Source organism: Shewanella decolorationis, assembly GCF_004354305.1.
Taxonomy (GTDB): domain Bacteria; phylum Pseudomonadota; class Gammaproteobacteria; order Enterobacterales; family Shewanellaceae; genus Shewanella; species Shewanella decolorationis.
In genome coordinates this window covers 219026-239622 of record NZ_CP037898.1, presented here as the reverse complement: position 1 = coordinate 239622, position 20597 = coordinate 219026, and the positions used below count along the sequence as shown (strand labels likewise).

The following is a 20597-nucleotide window of genomic DNA, read 5'->3' as shown; positions in this document are numbered from 1 at the left end:
TGGGATCATTTATGAGTCAACGTACATTACACTCCTTATTTAAACCCACATCCGTAGCCATTATTGGCGCCTCCAATAGTGAGAAACGCGCCGGTAATGTGCTGATGAAAAACCTGCTCTCCAGCGGATTTTCTGGCCCCATCATGCCCGTGACGCCAAAATACCGTGCCGTGATGGGGGTACTTGCCTATCCCAATATCGAAGCCTTACCGATAAAGCCCGATTTAGCGGTGATTTGTACCCGCGCCACTCGTGTACCCGCCATCGTCGAAACTCTGGCCCAATTCGGCTGTAAAGTGGCGATTATCATGGCATCCGGCATGGCGCAGGAGGTCAATGAAGAAGGTGTCAGCCTGCTCGACTTAGCCATGCAACACGCTAAACGCTATGGTATGCGTATCCTTGGTCCCAACAGTTTAGGTATTTTATTGCCGCCGTTAGGACTCAATGCCAGCTTGGCCCATGCCAGCGCCCTACCCGGCAAAATTGCTTTTGTATCGCAGTCGGCGGCAATTTGTACCACAGTGCTGGATTGGGCAAACAACAAAGGTATTGGCTTTTCATCCTTTATCTCCCTTGGCGATGCCACCGATATTAACTTCGATGAGTTACTCGATTTCCTCGGCCGCGATAGCCGTACTAGCGCCATCATGTTGTATATCGATTCGGTCAATGAAAAACGCCATTTCCTCTCCGCCGCTCGCGCTGCCTCCCGTAATAAGCCCATATTAGTGATTAAATCCGGTCGCAGCGCCGAAGGAGTGCGTGCCGCCAAGTTGCATACGGGTGGCATTGGCGGTAACGATGCCGTGTACGAAGCCGCCTTTAGGCGCGCAGGTATGCTGCGGGTGAATGATTTGATTGAACTTTTTGCCGCGGTAGAAAGCCTCGCCCACTCTAATCCATTGCAAGGCGAGCGATTAGGGATTATCAGTAATGGTGGCGGCCCTGCGGTATTGGCCGTCGATGAACTTATTCTGCGCGGCGGTAAACTGGCGGAGTTATCCCAAGAGACCATCGCCAAACTCGATGCCGTGCTGCCCAATACTTGGTCGAAGCAAAACCCCGTCGATATTATCGGCGATGCCAACGCCAGCCGTTACGCCAGCGCACTCAATATCCTGATGGATAGTGAAGAATTAGACGCCATTTTGGTGCTGCACTCGCCCTCCGCCCTTGGCGAAAGTGTAGAAATTGCCGATGCATTAATTAAAGTGATCCACGCGCATCCGAAGAAAAACCGCTTAAATATCCTCACCAACTGGAGCGGTGAAGACTCGGCCTACCAGGCCCGCAAGCGCTTTACCAAGGGTGGCATCTCCACCTATCGCACCCCCGAAGGTGCGGTCGGTGCCTTTATGCATATGGTAGAATATCGCCGTAACCAAAAACTGCTGCAGGAAGTGCCGCAGTCTATCCCCGACAATATTCCAACCGATAGCCAAACGGCGCGAAAACTGCTGCAAGCGGCGCAGGCAAAGGGTAAAGCGGTACTCGAAACCCACGAAGCCAGCCCGATTTTACGCGCTTATGGCCTCAATACTATCGACACTTGGTTTGTCAAAGATGCCGATGAGGCCGTCGCCATTGCGAATGAGGCGGGTTATCCCCTCGCGCTCAAAGTGCAATCACCAAATATTTTGCATAAATCCGATGTCCACGGCGTTATGCTTAACCTCACCTCGGCAGAAGATATTCGCCATGCAGCCAATGCGATTACTCAGCGGGTGCATCAGGCCAATCCCGACGCGATTATCGAGGGCATGATAGTGCAGAAGATGGCATTGACCGCTGGCGCGCAGGAAATTCGGGTCGCCGTAATCAGCGATCCCGTCTTTGGCCCAGCCATCTGTTTAGGTGAAGGCGGTTCTGAGTGGGATCCCACAAGGGACGCGGCCGTGGCTTTACCCCCACTCAATATGGCGCTGGCCCGCTACATGGTGATCCAAGCTTTAAAGACCCATAAGTTAAAGGACAGGCATTTACCGCTGGGGCTGGATATGAACGCCCTGTGCGTAATGCTGACGCAAATTTCCCACATCATCATCGACTGCCCAGAGATAGCGTCGTTAGATCTTAACCCTGTGCTAGCGGCGGGGGAAAACATCACCCTGCTTGATGTGAATATCCGACTGCACGATGCCAATACCGATAACACCTCGCGTCTTGCCATCATGCCCTATCCCAAGGAATTAGAGGAATTTGCCGAGCTTAAAAATGGTCTTAAGGTCATGCTGCGCCCCATCCTGCCCGAGGATGAGCCCAAGCATTTGGCCTTTGATAATTCCCTCTCCGATGAAGATAGATACAAACGCTACTTTGGCGTGCGCTCTAAGATGACCCACGAGGAAATGGCGGTACTGACCCAAATCGACTACGCCCGCGAAATGGCGTTTATCGCCACTGCTAAAGGGCCGGACGGTGATGACATTACCTTAGGTGCAGTGCGGGCCTCCATCGATCCCGACAATACCGAAGCCGAATTTGCCATGGCGGTGCGGGGCGATCACCAAGGTATTGGGCTGGGTAAATTACTGCTCGAAAAATTGATTAAATACTATCAAGCGAATGACACCCCTGTGCTAACTGGCTTTACCATGTTTGAAAACCGCAATATGGCCAGCCTTGCCAAGAGCTTAGGTTTTAAAGTGACCTTCGATATGGAAGAACATTTGATCAAAATGCATATGGATTTGAAAAGTGATGCCCCATCCTATTCCTGATGGGCTTAATATATTAGGTTAACCTAGAGCGTGTTGACGTTTCGAGATTAGGTGTTGTTCGTTCTGGCAAGCACGTGCTCGCGAAACGAGGAATGATGTGTCGTTATTCTACTCAAATGACGAGCGGCTATGATAGCAAGGGCTTGCCAGACGAACTCTTCGGGCAGCATTTGGCTGGCGTTTCTGCTGCGTTATCGTCCGTTTATGTAGAATAACGACACTGCACGGACTCAGCCTTGTATACAAGCCAGCCAAATTGCTGCAAAAAAACCAGAAACGTCAATATGACTTAGCATAAGTGCCACCATTGTGGCACTTATTCGTTGGGCGACTAAAGCTAAAATTAAAAAATTTTCAATAAATTAGCCAATAAAAATAGGATTTAATGATCATTCAGGAGTTTTCAACAATTCGGCATTTATGCAGAGTTAGGTCAGTACTGCATTGTTATTCGACATATCGGGGCAAACAAGGTGAAAACACCAAGCCAATACCGTCAGTGTCATCAGGCTAATCTTAGCGTCCTTATCGGATACAGAACTATTGATCCTGCCAAATCATCACTTGGGCTGGCTCACCATTACTACGGGTGGCGCGGTACATACCTTCGGTATTAAATGGCGTGGCAATATTGCCCCTGTGGTCGACTGCAATCACACCACCAGAGCCGCCAGCGGTGATAAGGCGTTGATTAACCACTTCATCTGCCGCTTGAATAATAGATTTTTGCTGATACTTCACTTTAGCGCAGATATCGCCCGCCACTTGATAGCGAATAAAAAACTCACCATGGCCAGTAGCCGATACAGCGCAAACGCCGTTTTCGGCATAGGTGCCAGCACCAATCACGGGCGAGTCCCCAATCCTACCAAAGCGTTTAGCCGTCATCCCACCAGTAGAAGTGCCCGCCGCTAAGTTACCGTTTTTATCTAAGGCGACAGCGCCGACGGTACCGAATTTATAATCGAGATCTTTCATCTCAATACCCGCAATTTGATCTGATTTTTCAGCCGCCTGCAGTTTTTGTCTGGCATCGAGTAATTGCTGATAACGAGCATCGCTATCGAAATGGCTGTTAGGTACCAGCGTAAAACCTTGGGTTAAGGCAAACTCCTCGGCCCCTGCGCCTGAGAGCATCACATGCTCGGACTTATTCATCACGGCTAGGGCCAAATCGATAGGATTAGCGATATGGCGCACGCCCGCTACGGCACCCGCATTCATGGTTTTACCATCCATAATCGAGGCATCTAACTCATGGCCGCCATCATAGGTGTAAACCGAACCGACACCGGCGTTAAACAGCGGACTATTTTCTAATACATTGATGGCGGTTTGCACCGCCACTAAGCTATCGCCGCCCTGCTCGAGTACTTTTGAACCTTTATCGACGGCTTCTTTGAGTTTGTCTTTATAGGCTTGGCGCAGCTCAGGTGTGAGATTAGCCTTGGAGATCGTGCCCGCGCCACCGTGGATCGCAATGGCAAAAGGTTTTTCATTCGCTTGGGTATTTTGTGACATAAAAAGTGCACTCGAGAGAATTAAACTAAAGGTGGCTAATTTTATTTTCATTATTTACATCCCCTTAAACAGTAACGTCCTTTGTAACCATTTCAATGACTAATTTCAATCATCTCCTTGCCTGTTAGACCTATTCTGGCGACAATGAACTCACATCACAGGGATTATAAAGTGCAGCGATTCTTGCAAATAACGTCATTATCTTTTCGTCTTCATTTGCTTCTTGGCCTGAGTTTAGTCACATCGGGGACTATGGCCGCCGATAACTTTTTAACGCTTTCTGTCAACGGGGTCGACGAAGCCCTAAAGCGTAACATTCTCGCCCACTTAGGCGCGATGCCAGACTCCGAAGTGCAGCGCCGAGCCTTCTTATTTAACGTCGAAGACAATGTCACCACCGCCCTCGAGTCCATGGGCTATTACCATGGCGAAGTGGAAGAACAGTTAGTCGAAAAGGACAAAGGCCCGTGGGAGCTCAAACTCACGGTCAAAGCGGGTGAGCCAGTTAAAGTTCAATGGGTCGACATTAATTTTTCCGGCGAGATGCTCGACGACCGCGCCTTCGATAAGTGGCTGGCGGAGGTGAATATCAAGCCAGGAGATACGCTCAACCATGGGGTGTATTCCGATGTGAAATCCCAACTGGTGACGCTTGCCCTGGCAAGAGGTTATTTCGATGGCGAATTCACCGAGTCGCAAATCAAAATCAACCGCGATTTAAACACGGCGCAAATTAGCCTGCATTTTAACTCCGGCGCACGTTACCACTTTGGTCAAGTGAGTTTTGATGGACATACTTTAGAGCCGGATATCCTCACTAAGCTTATTCCCTTTAAGGAAGATGCGGCCTATTCGACCCGCCGTGTCAGTGCTCTTAACCGCCAATTATTGGATACGGGTTATTTTGCCAATATAAAAGTGATCCCTCAGATCGATCAGGCAAAGGATAATCAACTGCCAGTAAAGGTAGAACTCACCAATAAAGCCAGCCACTCGATTGAATTAGGTCTCGGTGGCGATATAGGCCAAAGCGCCGATAAAACCTTCGACCCTAGGGTGCGGGTCACTTGGCGCACACCACAAGTCAATAAATACGGTCATTCTCAAGAGACCAGTTTGGAGTGGTCTCCTGATAGGCCCAAGTTTTTAACCACTTATACGATTCCACTGACGCATCCCTTAGACGATCAACTCAAAATTCGTTTAGGCTTGTTGCGAGATAAATACGGGGTTACCCAGATTTACGAGCCAGAAAACCGCGATTTTCGCAACACAGGGCAATTGGAGTCGACCAAGTATTTGCTCGGGCTACTCAGGCAACAACGCTTAGATAATCAATGGCTCATGAGTTATTCCCTCGATGCGATCCGCGAGGAATATACCCAATCTGACATCGATTACAGCCCTAGTTTTTATCTGGCGGGAATTAACTTTTCTAAAACCACCCGTGGTGATAACTCACTCGATCCTAAGTCCGGCTTTAGGCAAATGTATAGCTTAGATTATGCCGATCCTTATTTGGGCTCAGAAACCCGCCTTGCCCGTTTACAGGCCAAGTTTAAGTGGATTGACACCTTTTTTGATAACCACAGAATCGTGGCGCGTATGGATCTCGCCGCCAACCTAGCCAATGAAAATGAGCTGGCCTTTATTCCACCGTCACTGCGCTATTTTGCCGGTGGCGACCAAACCATACGTGGTTATGGCTATCAAGAACTTGGGCCTTATCTCGATTACCTCGATGCCGATGGCAAAGTCAATCGTGAGGTTATCGGTGGGCGCTATCTCATGGTCGGCAGTTTGGAATATCAATATTACGTCACCCCAACTTGGCGTGTTGCCACCTTTGTCGATGCGGGTAACGCCTTTGATAACAACCAGTTTGAACCTGTGGTCTCAGTGGGCGGCGGTATCCATTGGATCTCCCCTATTGGCCCAATTAAGTTAGATTTAGGGGTTGGTTTGAAAGAGACAGACACCATTGACCGCTCATGGCGCATTCACTTAACCATGGGGACAGAGCTATGAGTCAGCCCCCTATCCATGAACCTAATGCACCTGCTCAACAAGAAAATCAAACACCTGAGCAGCAATCATCTTTAGAGCAAAATCCAACATGCGTGCAGCCCAAAACGCTTAAGCAGCGCATTTGGCAAATGTTTAAACTCTGCACGCGGATTATTGTTTACGTCCCCTTAAGTCTTTTGGTGCTAACCGCATTACTGCTAGGGACTGAAATTGGCTCGCGGATAAGTGTGGGTTTAGCCGATAAATTTGTGCCCGATCTGGCGCTCACCTACACTTCTGGCTCCTTAAATAAAGATCTCACCTTAGCCCACGCCAGTTGGTCAATGGATGGGATTAAGGTCGAGCTCAAGGATTTACATTTGGCATGGCAACCCACATGTCTGCTACAAAAACAGCTGTGCGTGAATGCTCTAACGGCGAGCCAAATCGATGTCAATATCGATACCGAGGCCTTAAGCGCTGGCGGTGCTGAAACCGACATGGCCCCCGAAAATGATGAGCCGAGTGAACTGGTTCTGCCCTTTGGCATCAAACTCGACAGCGCTGAACTGAATAACATCAATATTTCGGTCGATAAGATGCGCTTTTCGGCAAATCATATTCAGACCGCCGCTACTTGGTTTGCCGAAGGACTGACAGTCGAGCAGCTTAGCAGTGAAGGCTTAGCAGTGTTAATTCCAACCGACGACAGCTCTGTGCCAGACACACCAGCCACAACTCCTCAAGGCGCAGGCACTCAAACAACAGGTACTCAAGTCACTGACACTCAAATCACAGGCACACAATTTACGGACACTAAGGCAGCCAAGACAACTACAGCGGCAGAAACCACGAGCGCAGCGACTACGCCTCCTCAGCCTGAGACAGAAAAATCAGCAACCGCAGTAGTGGCAACAAGCGCTAAAGCTTCAACTGACAAACCCATTGCAGATAAACAAACGGATGAAAACGCCGATAAGCAAGCATCTACAGAGGAATGGGCTCTTGCCCATTTACCACAGGTTTTTATGCCTTTTCCGGTGGATGTCAAGCACCTCAGTTTAGACAACAGCCGTTTACAGATTGGTCCGCGCGAAGATCTATTTAGCCATATTGAGCTTCAAGGTCAATTTGCCAAGTATCAGTTAACCCTAGAAAAACTGCTGCTTGCCCATAGTTATGGCGAAGTTTCTGTGGTGGGCCAACTCGCCCTCGAACAGGACTATCCGCTCGCGCTTGAGGTTCAGGCTAATGTGACTCAGGTTGCCGAGTTGCCTGAATTGACCCATCAACAATTAAACCTAACGCTTAGCCAAAGCGTCGGACAGCTTGGGATCCATGCCCTTGCCAAGGGGGATGTCGATTTTAGTCTCAATGGACAATTGACCCTGAAAGATCCTACGCTGCCCTACAAGGTCAAACTGGAGAAAGCCCGCGCACAATGGCCACTGCAACATGCCGAGTATCTCGTCAGCGACCTTAACCTCGACAGCCAAGGCTCCCTCACGCAGCAAGCGGCGACGCTCAATGGAAATGTCACCACACCTTTCCATAAAGTCTTAGCCATCAGCAGTGAACTCCATCATCAGGATGCGAAGCTCGATATTAAGCAGTTTACTGCAAAGGGCGAGCTAGGTTCGGTCGATGTCACCGGTGAGCTAGATTACGCTAAGGCGATCACTTGGAAAGCCAAGGTATTGCTCGATAACCTGAAATTACAGGAAATCACCCTGCCGGAAACCGCACAGACGCCTGAAACGACAGCTAAAAAGGACTCTAAAGCGCCGAGCACAAATACCGATAAGTCAGCGCCTGCAACTACAAATGATCCAGCTCCAACAACAGCTGCTGCAACTACAGCAACAAGTGCAACGAGCAGCCTGCCAAACAGTTTAATCTCGGGACAATTACAGACAACTGGGCGTTTGCTAGATAAACAGTGGCAAGTAGCTCTAACGGACACTCAACTGTCAGGCACAATGCAGGGTTATCCGTTTGATATCACAGCCGATGTCAGCATAAACGATAAACTGTATATCAGCGCCAAAGGGGTCAATGCCAAGGTACTGGGTTCTACCTTAACCTTAGCGGGCGAAACCAACAAAACCTGGAACATTGAGGGCAAGCTGCAAGTCCCCGATTTCGGTTTATGGCTACCCCAAGCCAGCGGCCAATTGCAGGCAGATATCAATGTCACTGGGGATGAAAAACATCCACAACTTGAGCTAACCGCGCAACTGGTCGATCTGGTGCATCAAAATATTAAGCTCAGGGAGTCAACACTCAAGGCTTACTATAAACCTTTGGATGCACACGAGTTTGCCCTTTCACTCAAGTCCAAGGCGCTACAACTCGGCTCACAGAGTCTAGATACTGTCATCTTGGGCAGTAAGGGTGATATTCAAAACCAAAAACTCACGCTGAGTGCCACAGGGGATTTAGGACTCGAGCTTGGCGTGAGCAGCCAATACGATATGAAAAAATCCCAGTTAAAAGCTCAAGTGAATAAAATCAACTTGGCAACCCCTGTTGGTCGCTGGGAAATAGATAAGGACATTTTTATTGCATGGGACCAAAACAAATCCAAAGGTAATATTAGTCCTTTCTGTCTAGTGAACCCCAACAGTCAGGTTTGCCTCGATAATCAAGTCACAATTGGCAAAACTGGCGATGCCCAGATCAGCTATGCAGGTAATTTAGGTAAGTTGTTAGTGCCTGTATTACCAGACAATATGCAATGGGACGGCAGTTCTTCACTCTTAGCAAACTTTGCTTGGGCGGCGGGACGTAAACCCACCGCTAATGTCGACTTTAATTTTACGCCCGGTAGCATCAAGCTTAAACGCGCTAAAAACCGTGAAGTCACCATCAAGTATCAACAGCTCGCGTTAAAGGCAAATTTGGATGCTAAACGCCTTACATCAACGATTAACTTTGAATCAGAAGCAGTTGCTAGTTGGCAGAGTGAATTTACCGTTAACGTGACCCCAGACAGGGCTTTGTCGGGTTATGCCAATATCAAACAAATTAACCTACAACCCTTAGGCGAGTTTTTCCCACAGCTCAATACCCTCGAAGGTTTACTGACCAGCAAATTAAACTTTGCAGGCACCTTAGATGCGCCAGAAGTATCGGGTAATGTGTCCCTCACCCAAGGTGCCCTCGCCTTAACCGCAAACCCAACCTTGGTCAATAAAATCGATATGTCGATGGATCTTGGTGGTCAACAGGCGTCCCTCAAAGGCCGTTGGATGATGGGTACGGGATTAGGTCGAGTGACGGGTGATATGCGCTGGCCTCAAGGCCAATTTAGTGGCGAGCTTGCGATAAAGGGCGACAAATTAGCCGTGATCCAACCGCCCTTGGCACTGCTCGATGTCTCACCCGATCTCACCATCGCCTTTAGTAGTCAACAGCTCGAAGTCAAAGGGGTTGTCGATGTGCCTTCGGGTAATATCAAGATAGTCCAACTCGCCGAAGGTGGTGTTGCCCTGTCGGAAGATGTGGTCTTCGATGACTCGATTGCCGCGGCGCAACCTAAAGCCAGTCCCTATGCGATTGTGGCGGATCTGAATATTAATGTCGGTAACGACTTAAAAGTGGATGGTATGGGCCTTAAAGGTAAGCTGCAAGGGACCTTAAAACTTCAACAACAGGCATTCCGTCCCCCCTTGCTGTTTGGCGATATTAAAGTCAAACAAGGCAGCTATAAGTTTATGGGACAAACCCTGAAGATCCGCACCGGTGAAGTCCAGTTTGTCGGCCCAACCTCAGTCCCTAACTTAAATATTGAAGCTATTCGTGAAATTAAGAGTGAGGATCTAGTTGCCGGTGTCCGTGTCACTGGCACACCTGCTCGCCCCGTTGTGACGCTGTTCTCAAACCCTGCGAAGGAGCAAGCGGAGATCCTGTCTTACATTATCAAAGGCAGCGGTTTTAACAGCAGTAATAACGAGCAGAATAACTCATTAATGATGGGCGCAGCACTCGGATTAAGTTCACAGGTAGGCGGCGGTGGCGCTATCAATAATATTGGCAACACCGCTGCTGGGATTATTGAAGAATTCGGTTTCTCCAACGTACAGCTCGACACTAACGATGAAGGTCGCGTGGCGATCAGCGGCTTTATTGGTGATAACTTAATGGTGAAATACGGCGTTAGCGTATTCAACCCTGGTTATGAGATGACAGTGAGATATTATCTGTTATCCCAGCTCTATTTGGAGACGGTATCAGGCACCTTAGGCCAATCCCTAGATATTTATTACAACTTTAATATCAAATAATTAAATTAAAAACGACATAGCCGCGTTGTTATGCTTCGCGGCTGTTTCAAAGTTCGGACTCAGCACCTAACTAGTGCATGTTAACGTATTTGAGGCGAGTTAATAGAGACAAAAAAAGCGCCATTAAGGCGCTTTTTGCTTCAATCACGACAATTAAGCGTAAACGAAATCAACGTGTTCGATGATTGGTTTGAACACATGGCGTTGCATCGCTTGTGCACGAACATTCACTTCTTTGCCATCTAAAACGATAGTCAGTACAGAAGTGTAGAAATCATCGTTAGTTTGAATGTTAATGATGTCTTTGTGATCAAAAACAATTGAAACTGGCTCTTTGCCTGCGCCGTAAATAACAGCAGGAACTTGACCTGCATGACGTAGGCGGCGGCTCGAACCTTTCCCTATTTCAGTGCGGGTTTGTGCTGGGATAGTGTAAGACATGTGTTTCTCACTTAAATTTAGAGTAAAAATGCCACCATTTTCGACCAATGGTGACTCATATAAAGCGCGCGCATACTAACACAGTTACTCGGCAGGTACAAGGACAGCACCACTCTTAACCATAAACGGTACTGAACGGCTATCGTTATAAATCACAAAGAGTATTTATTGAATTGGAAAACTTGTTTGCGGCCTGTTACATAGGCGAAACGCCTTTGATCTGAATCAAATAACACGCGATCTTGATCACACTTAAGCCATTCGATGCCTGTTAAGCTCTGCCAAATTTTGTCATCTCAGCCTTGTAAAACATGCGTCACGAGCTGTATTTATTGCAACAAGACAATCGACTCTCCTGCCAATTAGCCCGTGAACTCGTCTCACTGATCGAAACGGTCCCCTATCAACAAACCACCATCGAGTTGAAATTGTTGGAACTGCTTGCTTGTACCCAACAAAAAAATCGAAGTTTGCTGATGTTAATGCAGCTTTGTGAGTCCTCGGCCGTTGAAGAGCAACGGATCAGACAATTTAAGTTTTCTCATTGCCTCAATCAACATGTTAACGACTGGCAACAGCGCAGGGAAATGAACAAGCTAGGGCAGCAATTTTTACCGCTGTTAAGACATTATTTGCAGGAGACTCAAGCACTCGAGCTGCAGTTTTATCAGCAGCTCTCACTGCAAAACGAGCAGACTACCAGTGGCGGACTGGGCCACAGTCAACGTGCACAAAACCCGACTTAGGATAGTAACCCACTCCACCTAATTTAAGCGATAACGCCGCATCGCGAAGGGTCTTTAAGTTCACGCCTGGAATAGCAATATCCATTGCCATCCCTTGCATATGGTAACTTTTCTTAGCAACACCACCGCTCTTGCTAGCCAACATCGCATTGGTTTTGGGCGAGCGATAGCCTGAAATCACATGGATCTCATTATCAGTATTTAACGTACTCTTGAGTGAAAATAGTAGATCGAATAAACGTTTATCCATAGGCGCTGCAACATTTTGGCGATGGTCACGCAGTAACTGGCTAAAATCATTCAATACTTCACTCTGATAATGGCCGTCAATCCAATAACTTCCATTATTATGTTCACCCGTATGACGATTATAGAGACTCAGCTCGCGAACCCCTTTAGTAGAGCGACTGGCTAAAGCTTTAGACGGAATCAAAGAACACAATGCCACACCACTGAGGCCTAACAACAACTGCCTACGGGCAGGACAAAGTAACGTCACATGAACACCTTTTGTACTCTTTTTGAACACTAAAAACGCAAATTATACTGAATTGCCGCTCAGATCAAGCGTTGGCAAACACACTCTGTTTCAGATATCTAAATCCCTAAAAAGTTCAGCCCGTTAGAGTATGTGGAAAATTGATGCCGTTACAGCGAGATTAAAGTCTGCTTCTAATTGATAAATGTCATTCCGATACTGTACTTTGCCATGCTCATCAAGCCATGACGTCCAGTAAACAGTGTACACAGGCAAGGTCTCAGACAAAGCGAACCATTGAGATTGAGTCGTATTGGACATTAATTTGTCCCAAAGGCGCGTATCTTTCACTAAATGAGTCTGAAACCAGCGTGCCAACTCCTCGACCTTTTCAACCCGAATGCAACCCGATGATAAGGCCCTATTGGTCTTTTTAAAGAGACTTGGCTCAGAAGTTCCGTGTAAATACACACTAAAACTATTGTCGAAATGAAATTTATATCGGCCTAAAGCATTTTTCTCCCCTGGACGTTGCACTAAACGATAGGGAAAATTTGCAGCAGCTAAGGCTTGCCATTCCTGCGGCGAATGCTCTACTCGCGTACCGTCATAATCGTACACATCAAACCCGCGGTCCTGCAGGTAATGACCATCGTGACGAATATGAGGCAAAATATCGCGATTGATGATAGAACGAGGTACTCGCCACTGTGGGTTTAACACGACACTTGCAATTTGACTGTTTAACAGGGGTGTTGGTCGCGATGCTTTGCCCACTATCACTCTAGAATCGAGTGTCACCTTCCCTTCTTCGACCAATTGCAACTCAAATGCCGGAATGTTTATCAACAGATAGTTTGAGGGTAAAGTTCGCGTAAAAATCTGCTGTCTAAGGGTATTTTTGGCCAGTAGCTGGGCTCGAACAAAGGGAGATTGATTAAGCCAATACAGGGTCTGCTTACCAATTACACCATCATCCAGTAAACCATGTTGACGTTGAAACGCTTTAATTGCGCTAACCAGTTCATCATCATAACGGTTAAGATTGTTATCACTTTCAGCAAGCTCTGGTCGGGCAATTGATTCTGCATGAGTTGTTGCCTGTGGCGAAATCGTTTCCGACTCAGTGGTTAACTCAGAACTCGTTTTCAGTTTATCAGCCAAAAAGCCTAAATCGAAAAGGCGCCGCTTAATCGGCTCGATAAGCGGACTCTCCTGTCCCGGACTTAGCTTATCTTCGAGGATGAGCGTGTCCCAAGAAGTGGTTTCCGCTTGTTGCATCAACTGTTTAAGCTTGAGTATCACAGCCAGGTAATATTGATCTTTTGGAATACTTGCTGCGGACACACAAGGCGTATTGCATTCAGCTTGAGTATCGAGATACAGCCAATAATGATCGAGTTGCTGCTGCATTTGACTCAGTTTATCTCGCTCCTCACTGTTGAGTGTTTTATGCCGCCACTCAACCAGTTGGTGATAATTAGCACTAAAAATAGGGCTAACATTGGCAAGGCTCAGCAATAACGTTTGCCCTAATATTTGCTCAAGGGCAGAGTCTTGCTCGGATAATTGGTAGACACTCGGTGCGGAAGGCTCAAGTGCTGGAGCGTTTGTACTCGCTAGCACAAGACCCATGAGCAACATCTGTAGGAACCCTCGCCGAATAGAAATCAAGCAGTAATTTTGGATATTAGGATTAGACGTTAATCGACTGACAATCACCATAAACATCCCCTTTTACAGCATCGACTTAGCAATAATATACCGCGAATACTGACACCAGTACTCATTTCAATATAGCTGAAGCCGTTAACGAAATGCAGATGCGCAGAGGGATAAAACAAAAATGCCACTGACAGACATCAGTGGCATTTCATCAAGTTAGCTAAATAACGCTAGATTGAAGTTCGTACTAGCAGAAAGACACTAAGTCTTCCGGTACAAACTGCTCGGGCAGCTTTTGTAAACTTCGTAGCATCAGCGGATTAGCCAGTACCAGCGCCATTTCCTGACGGTTAAATAACGCCAAAGCACTCTGCTGGCACTGCGCTTCATGCACTTTTACGTGCACAATGGCTTCAACCGGTTCTATGGGTGTACCCGCCGCACGCAGTGGCTGCTTATCAACCATAGCCAAGTGCAGTTCCATTAACGCTGGATCTTTTAACACTTGGGCTAATGTCCAAGGTTGCTCAATATGCGCCTGATAGGCGGCACGCGCCTCTTGAGCACGGATGCAGATAGGCGCAGGATTACGCTCCTCAGGCGTGGCCAAAATACCAATGCGTTTGAAGAACTCACCAATCTTAATTGAACCCGTCCACGCCGAAATCGGCACGGCTAACCACAGACCAATCAAGGCTGGGCTCATCCACGCGAGCAATGTTAAGGAGTCCAAAATGGCCGCATAACCTAACATCACGCCCGCCAGCATATGCCAGCGATGGCGATAGATCAGGGTTAACCAAGGCATGCTACCATCGTCACGGCGCTGTGGAGACCAACCACTGTCACGTCCCATCAGAATCGACATCACCGCACCGCAGTGGATGAACATCATGATAGGAGCGATTAGTGCCGAGAGGATCACCTCAAATATCACGCTCAAAATCGCCTTGATGCGACCACCGACACTGCGGGCAAAGTTGCCATCTTTTAGCAGCAATAATACGCCGAAAATTTTAGGTCCAAACAACACGCCCATGGTGATATAGAACAATCTCAATGCTCTGTCCGAGTCCATGATAGGCCATGTCGGGAACAGGGAGAATTGGTCGGTAAAATACTCAGGACGAATAAAGTGTGCCTGCAAGGCAAGCATCAAACCAGTTAAAATCAATAACAACCAGAATGGCGATGACAAATACGCCATAATGCCCGTCATTAAGTGTAAACGGCTAACCCAGTGCAACCCTTTAGTTGGCAGGATGCGGGAATGCTGCAAGTTACCTTGACACCAACGGCGATCGCGCACGGCTAAATCGACAATCGATGGCGGACATTCTTCATAAGAGCCCGGTAAGTCGTAAGCAATCACAACACTCCAACCCGCACGGCGAATAAGCGCCGCTTCGACAAAGTCATGGCTTAGAATATGGCCACCAAATGGCGGTTTACCCTTAAGGTTTGGCAGACCCGCCGCGCCCATAAAGGCTTCGGTACGAATAATGGCGTTATGGCCCCAGAAGTTACCTTCTTTTTGTACCCACCAACCAAGTCCCGTACCAATCACAGGACCATAAATACGCGCAGCAAACTGCTGCAAACGCGCCATTAAGGTGGTGCCATTGATGAGCGAAGGAATGGTTTGGATAAGTCCGGCATCAGGATCGGCCTGCATACGTTGTGCTAAGCCTGTGATGGTCGATGATTCCATCAAACTGTCGGCGTCGAGCACCAGTAAGTGATCGTAACGAGAACCCCAACGGCGACAGAAATCCGCCACGTTACCCGCTTTACGCGCCACGTTCTTACGACGGCGGCGGTAATACACGCGAGAATGTTTATGGGTTTCTTGGCGTAACACTAAAAACGCCTGTTCTTCTAACAGGGCGATTTCAGGATCTGTTGTATCACTTAAGATAAACCAATCGAACGCATGGCCATGCCCAGTTTGCGACAAGGCTTCTGCCATCACAGATACCGCAGAGAACACCCTATCAGGCGACTCATTATAGGTGGGCATCAAAATCGCGGTGCGGGTATGTAGCTCAGTCTGCTCAAGCTCGTTTGGCTTGGGCTTTTTCAGCAGCATGAAGAAGCCCGCGATACCACTACAAAACGCCAAGGCAATCCAGCAGAAGTTAATCGCAAACAGCACCAACATCAGATATTCGAGTGGAGTGATCCCTCCGATACTGAATACTGCAGCCATTTCATAGATAGCAAAAGCGGACAGCGCCAAGGCGCCGCCCACAACCAAAAATCGACGGGATACTTTTGAGCGCACGCCGTTAGCAACTGTGCTACGGCGTGGGAATCCTTCAGGCATTTGGCTTAAATTTTGGGGTTCCATCGCGCCAGGCCTTTCATTAGGCATGGCGCTTCCACCCACGAGCACTTCAGTCTCAAGAACCGAATTCTCGGATAAAGTCATATTAAGTTGCTCCGTCATGGACCTTAAAGCGTCCAGCGATAGAGCCAGGTTTCAACCTGACGCGGTGTAGAAAACTTGAGTTCAGCACGTAATTCGATAAGTTCCTTATCTTCTGGCTCTAACTCAAACGCGAGGCGATAACCATTGTTTGCCGCATTACGGGCAATAACCACATTTGAAATCACGCCCCCTGAAGATTCAACCTTCGCAAGCGGTAATTCATCGGGCATGGCACCGTTAAGTTGATAATCCACAACAAACAAACGTCTTGGGGTCGCTTTAGCGATGTCAGCACGACCACTCGCTGTACGACTCACCACGACGGAATTGGTTTTCGCTACTGGCTCCTCGCCCCAGCTCATACGGTATGCAAAATGATATTCGCTGCCCGCAGGGATCGGCTGACGCGGCTTCCAGAAGCTCACGATATTATCATGAATTTCTGATTCTGTTGGAATTTCTGTCAGAACCACCGCGCCTTGTCCCCAATTGCCTACAGGCTCAATCCACAAACTAGGACGACGCTCATAGTGGGCTTCGAGATCTTGATAAGAGGCATAATTGCGTTCACGTTGAATTAACCCAAAGCCCTGAGGCGAGTTGTCAGAAAACGCACTTACCTGTAATTGGCGTGGATTTGCCAACGGACGCCAGAGGTGCTCACCGCGGCCGTTGAACATTAACAAACCGTCTGAATCGTGGACTTCGGGTCTAAAGTCGTCGGTATCGTGGCGACCATTGAGTGAATGCAAGAACATGCTCGTGCTTGGGGCCAGTCCAACTTTATTTAACTCAACGCGAGGGAATAAGGTCGCTTCAACGTCGATTTGGGTATTGTCACCAGGACGCACAGAGAAACGATACGCCCCCGCCACACTTGGGCTATCCAGCAGTGCGTGTACCACAATCAGATTGCTATCGTAGGAGGGACGCTCAACCCAAAACGCGCGGAAAACTGGAAACTCTTCCCCTTCTGGGTCTGCGGTTTTCAAGGCTAAACCACGGGCAGATAAACCATAGGAGTTACCCTTACCAAGCGCGCGGAAATAACTCGCCCCTTGAAACACCATCAGCTCATCATATACACCATTAGTGTTTAGCTGATTGTGGATACGAAATCCTGAGTAGCCAATGTCATCATTTGGCAACGCCTGCGAAATAACCTCGCCTGCAGTGAAATATCTCGGCTCGTAGGCTAAGTGAGTTGCTTGGTTAGCTTCAACGATGGCAATTTCAATTAAATCTTGAAAATAAAAGCCACGGTGAAACATTTGCATTTGGAATGGTAAACCTTGATCGCGCCAAATAGACGAAATCGGGTTAAAACGAATGTCACGGTATTCATCGTAGGTTAACTTGGCAAGACCTGCAGGCAGCGGATCTTTGAGCGCCACATAGGGCTTTGAAGCCAGCTTACGCGCTAGTTTCATTACCGAATCGCCATCAAAGGTGCCCGTTTTAGTAAATCTCACTTGATTTTTGTTCGCCGGCTGAGCCGTCGCCTTAGGTGGACTCACCACGGGTGTGGCGGGTTTGTTTTCAGCAGGCTTTGTTTCTTCAGCAAATGCAGGGCTTGATAGCGCAAATGCTACGCTAAGTGCCAGTGAGCAAATAATTGAAGAAGAAGGTTTAAACGATTGGCAACGCAACAAGCTAACCATAGGATAGGTAACCTAAAAATAAACTAAGAAATCAACGTTTTTTGTTTGCACAGTGAAATTTTTTTACCGCTGTTTGATGGTAAAAAAACACATGCTGTTACATATCGCGAAAGATATCAGAAGGAGTAAAAAACTCATAAATAAAGATGCAGTTAACTCCTTTTGCACGATACTATTTAGCAATATACTTATATCAATAAAGAATATCAAATTCGAATTAACATACCAATTTGATCTTTAAAAGTAACGCTTGTAAGTAAAGTGCTATCTAGTTCGCATTACAGAAACAAAATCAGCGTTTTTGCAAACTTAATACTGACAATAATCTTAGGTGATACGTGCCAATACGCGAGCATGTTGCAACAAAATTTATTGCACCAAGCTCACAGTCAATCGCGCTATTGGGGTAAAAATAGAGTAACAACTAAACCACCGTTTTCACGGGGAGTTAGCGTTAATTGCCCTTGATGTAAATCGATAATGTGGTGGCAGATGGATAGACCTAATCCAGCGCCAATGCCCTCGTTTTCATTTACACGGTAAAAACGTTCAGTGGCGCTAGCAATTTGCGCCATGGTCATGCCTTGACCACGGTCAGCAATCGTGATTTGAATTCCTGCAATGATTTGCTGGGCACTGATGCAAATTTCAGTTTCTGCCGGACTGTATTTACAGGCATTTTCAATGATATTTTTTAGCACTATCAGTAAGTAAAAGCGATCACAGTTGAGGGTTAATGCGACATCAACATCGATATTCCATTCATAGTCAGTGATCAGTGGCATTAATTGGTTCAGCGCATCCTCCACCATAGGTAGTAGCGGATAAGACTGTACATTCAATTCGGCAATCGAGTCGACCCGCGCGAGCAGCAAAAGCTGCTCAACTGTGTGACTCATATGCTTCACTCCGGCATCGATGGCGGCAAGGTGGATGCGCTCCGCATCCCCTTCCCCCACTAATCCCTCTAACCCCTGTTGATGTAACTTAATTACAGATAAAGGCGTTTTTAACTCGTGGGCCGCATCGGCACTAAAGCGTCGTTCCCTCGCAATAAAACGCGCAATGCTGCTAATGTACTGATTTAACGCGCGACGCACAGGCACAAGTTCCTTAGGAAGTGACATGGTCAGTGGCGTGAGATCGTTAGGCGAGCGCGTCATTAACTCGCGTTCAAAAGACTTCAATGGTCTAAACAGTATGTAAAATAACAAACTGACAATAAGCAGTGTTAATGGCACCACAATCAGTGGCACCACGACTGCATTATGCATAATTTGCGAAACCAACTCTTGGCGCACTTCATCCTGCTGGGCGGTGACTATCCACACTTTGTGTTTGACCGAAAAAAAGCTAAACACATGCCACAATTCGCCTTCGAATACTTTTTTACTGTAACCCTGGACAAATTTGGTAATGGGTTGACGACCAATATTGTCCGAAAACACTAACGCTTGCCCTGCCTCGCTCCAGAGCTGGAAAGCAAGTTTATGCTCATAGGCCAACTTTAGCGCATCCGCTTTTTCTGCAAAGCTACTAACTTGGCTATCGGGTACATGGAGGATCTGCGGCAACAACTGCGGGCGCTTAAAATCAGCCTCATCGTGGTAGAGCAGCTCTAACATTTTTGCGGTTTGCAACATTTGCGCATCGAACAACTCTTCGATTTGATGCTTAGAATCTCGGGTGCTAAACCAGCTTGAAATGCCCACAGAAACCGAGATCCCCGAGAGCATCAGCAAGGTTAATAACAATCGTAATGAGTACACATCCAGCACCTTGAGTCGATTCACCCCATAGTCCCCGTCATTTATGGTGGAAGTAAACATGCCTAAAAGGCTGTTACTAAATACCGATAAACGCCGAGTTTGTCACTTAATTCCTTGTACTCGTCACAAGAGGGATTAAGCCATATGGACGCTTTTGGGTGATTTTTTGCAGTAAATTAATCGTAGAGCCTTAACACGCCCTAGTTAACTTCAGTAAGGGTATAGCCAATCCCACGTACTGTTTTAATTAAATCGTTGGCGAGTTTCTTGCGTAAATGATGGATATGAACCTCAATCGAGTTACTGCCAACCTCATCCCAGCCGTAGGTTAACTGCTCTAACTGATTGCGGGTTAATACACGGCCTGCTGATTGTGCTAATTCAAGCAGTAACTGAAATTCTCGGCGAGAAAGTGGCACATTTTGGTCACGGAAAGTCACTTCGCGAGTATTAAGATCAATACTTAATGCTCCGATATTCAAGCTGTTATTATCAAGACCATATTGACGGCGGACAATTGCTCGGATCCGTGCGGCTAACTCGCGCACATCGAAGGGTTTACCTAAATAATCATCTGCGCCGATATCGAGACATTCAAGTTTAGTGTCAAAGTCAGTATTGGCCGTGAGCACAATCGTCGGGATCGAGACGCCTTGAGCTCGCCAAGCTTTGAGTAGATCTTTACCATTGCCGTCGGGCAACCCTAGGTCTAAAACTATCGCACTAAAGGTTTCATTTTTAATCCCAACTAACGCCTGTTGATAGCTGCTCAAGTGATCAACCTGCATCCCCATTTTGGCAAGGCTCAAGCAGATCCCTTGGGCCAGTAACTCGTTGTCTTCCACTAACATAATACGCATTGATAATGC

General features: G+C 47.4%; 12 protein-coding genes. 4 read left to right on the top strand and 8 right to left on the bottom strand.

All coding sequences use genetic code 11. The features are described from left to right. Window positions 1-11 precede the first annotated feature (11 nt). Complete coding sequence (locus tag EYR25_RS01035; RefSeq protein WP_133178220.1) at window positions 12-2723, top strand: acetate--CoA ligase family protein; 2712 nt, start codon at window positions 12-14, stop codon at window positions 2721-2723. Between the two features lie 540 nt (window positions 2724-3263). Here EYR25_RS01035 and EYR25_RS01030 read toward each other — a convergent pair. Continuing rightward, window positions 3264-4295, bottom strand: coding sequence for an isoaspartyl peptidase/L-asparaginase family protein (locus EYR25_RS01030; RefSeq protein ID WP_133178219.1), 1032 nt, complete (start codon window positions 4293-4295; stop codon window positions 3264-3266). Window positions 4296-4415: 120 nt separating this feature from the next. Between EYR25_RS01030 and EYR25_RS01025 the strand changes: the two genes are divergently transcribed. Further along, window positions 4416-6272: an autotransporter assembly complex protein TamA gene (locus tag EYR25_RS01025; protein ID WP_133178218.1), complete on the top strand. Its 1857-nt coding sequence runs from the start codon at window positions 4416-4418 to the stop codon at window positions 6270-6272. Next, entirely contained in the window at window positions 6269-10537 is a 4269-nt protein-coding gene (locus tag EYR25_RS01020; protein WP_133178217.1) for a translocation/assembly module TamB domain-containing protein, read from the top strand. The genes EYR25_RS01025 and EYR25_RS01020 overlap by 4 nt, the downstream gene beginning before the upstream one ends. A 153-nt stretch (window positions 10538-10690) precedes the next feature. Here EYR25_RS01020 and rplY read toward each other — a convergent pair whose 3' ends face one another. Continuing rightward, complete coding sequence (rplY, locus tag EYR25_RS01015; protein ID WP_039978195.1) at window positions 10691-10978, bottom strand: 50S ribosomal protein L25; 288 nt, start codon at window positions 10976-10978, stop codon at window positions 10691-10693. 311 nt (window positions 10979-11289) lie between these two features. On the opposite strand from rplY, the gene EYR25_RS01010 reads away from it, so the two are divergent. After that, window positions 11290-11724: a hypothetical protein gene (locus EYR25_RS01010; protein ID WP_133178216.1), complete on the top strand. Its 435-nt coding sequence runs from the start codon at window positions 11290-11292 to the stop codon at window positions 11722-11724. Here the strand turns inward: EYR25_RS01010 and mepK are convergent. From mepK to EYR25_RS00980, 6 genes are all read right to left on the bottom strand, one after another. Beyond that, complete coding sequence (gene mepK / locus EYR25_RS01005) at window positions 11675-12223, bottom strand: peptidoglycan L,D-endopeptidase MepK (RefSeq protein WP_039978199.1); 549 nt, start codon at window positions 12221-12223, stop codon at window positions 11675-11677. The two genes, EYR25_RS01010 and mepK, sit on opposite strands and share 50 nt — an antisense overlap. Before the next feature lie 123 nt (window positions 12224-12346). Further along, on the bottom strand, window positions 12347-13927 hold the full coding sequence (locus EYR25_RS01000) for a L,D-transpeptidase family protein (RefSeq protein WP_133178215.1): 1581 nt from the start codon (window positions 13925-13927) through the stop codon (window positions 12347-12349). A 187-nt stretch (window positions 13928-14114) separates the two neighbouring features. Next, window positions 14115-16298: a glucans biosynthesis glucosyltransferase MdoH gene (gene mdoH / locus EYR25_RS00995; RefSeq protein WP_133178214.1), complete on the bottom strand. Its 2184-nt coding sequence runs from the start codon at window positions 16296-16298 to the stop codon at window positions 14115-14117. Window positions 16299-16321: 23 nt separating this feature from the next. After that, the gene (locus EYR25_RS00990; RefSeq protein WP_133178213.1) at window positions 16322-17959 is read right to left on the bottom strand and encodes a glucan biosynthesis protein G; all 1638 of its coding nucleotides are present in this window, start codon (window positions 17957-17959) and stop codon (window positions 16322-16324) included. 398 nt (window positions 17960-18357) lie between these two features. Next, entirely contained in the window at window positions 18358-19788 is a 1431-nt protein-coding gene (locus EYR25_RS00985; protein ID WP_425057194.1) for an ATP-binding protein, read from the bottom strand. 140 nt (window positions 19789-19928) lie between these two features. Further along, a complete protein-coding gene (locus EYR25_RS00980) occupies window positions 19929-20588 on the bottom strand; it encodes a response regulator transcription factor (protein ID WP_039978206.1) in 660 nt (219 codons plus the stop codon). Window positions 20589-20597: the final 9 nt, after the last annotated feature.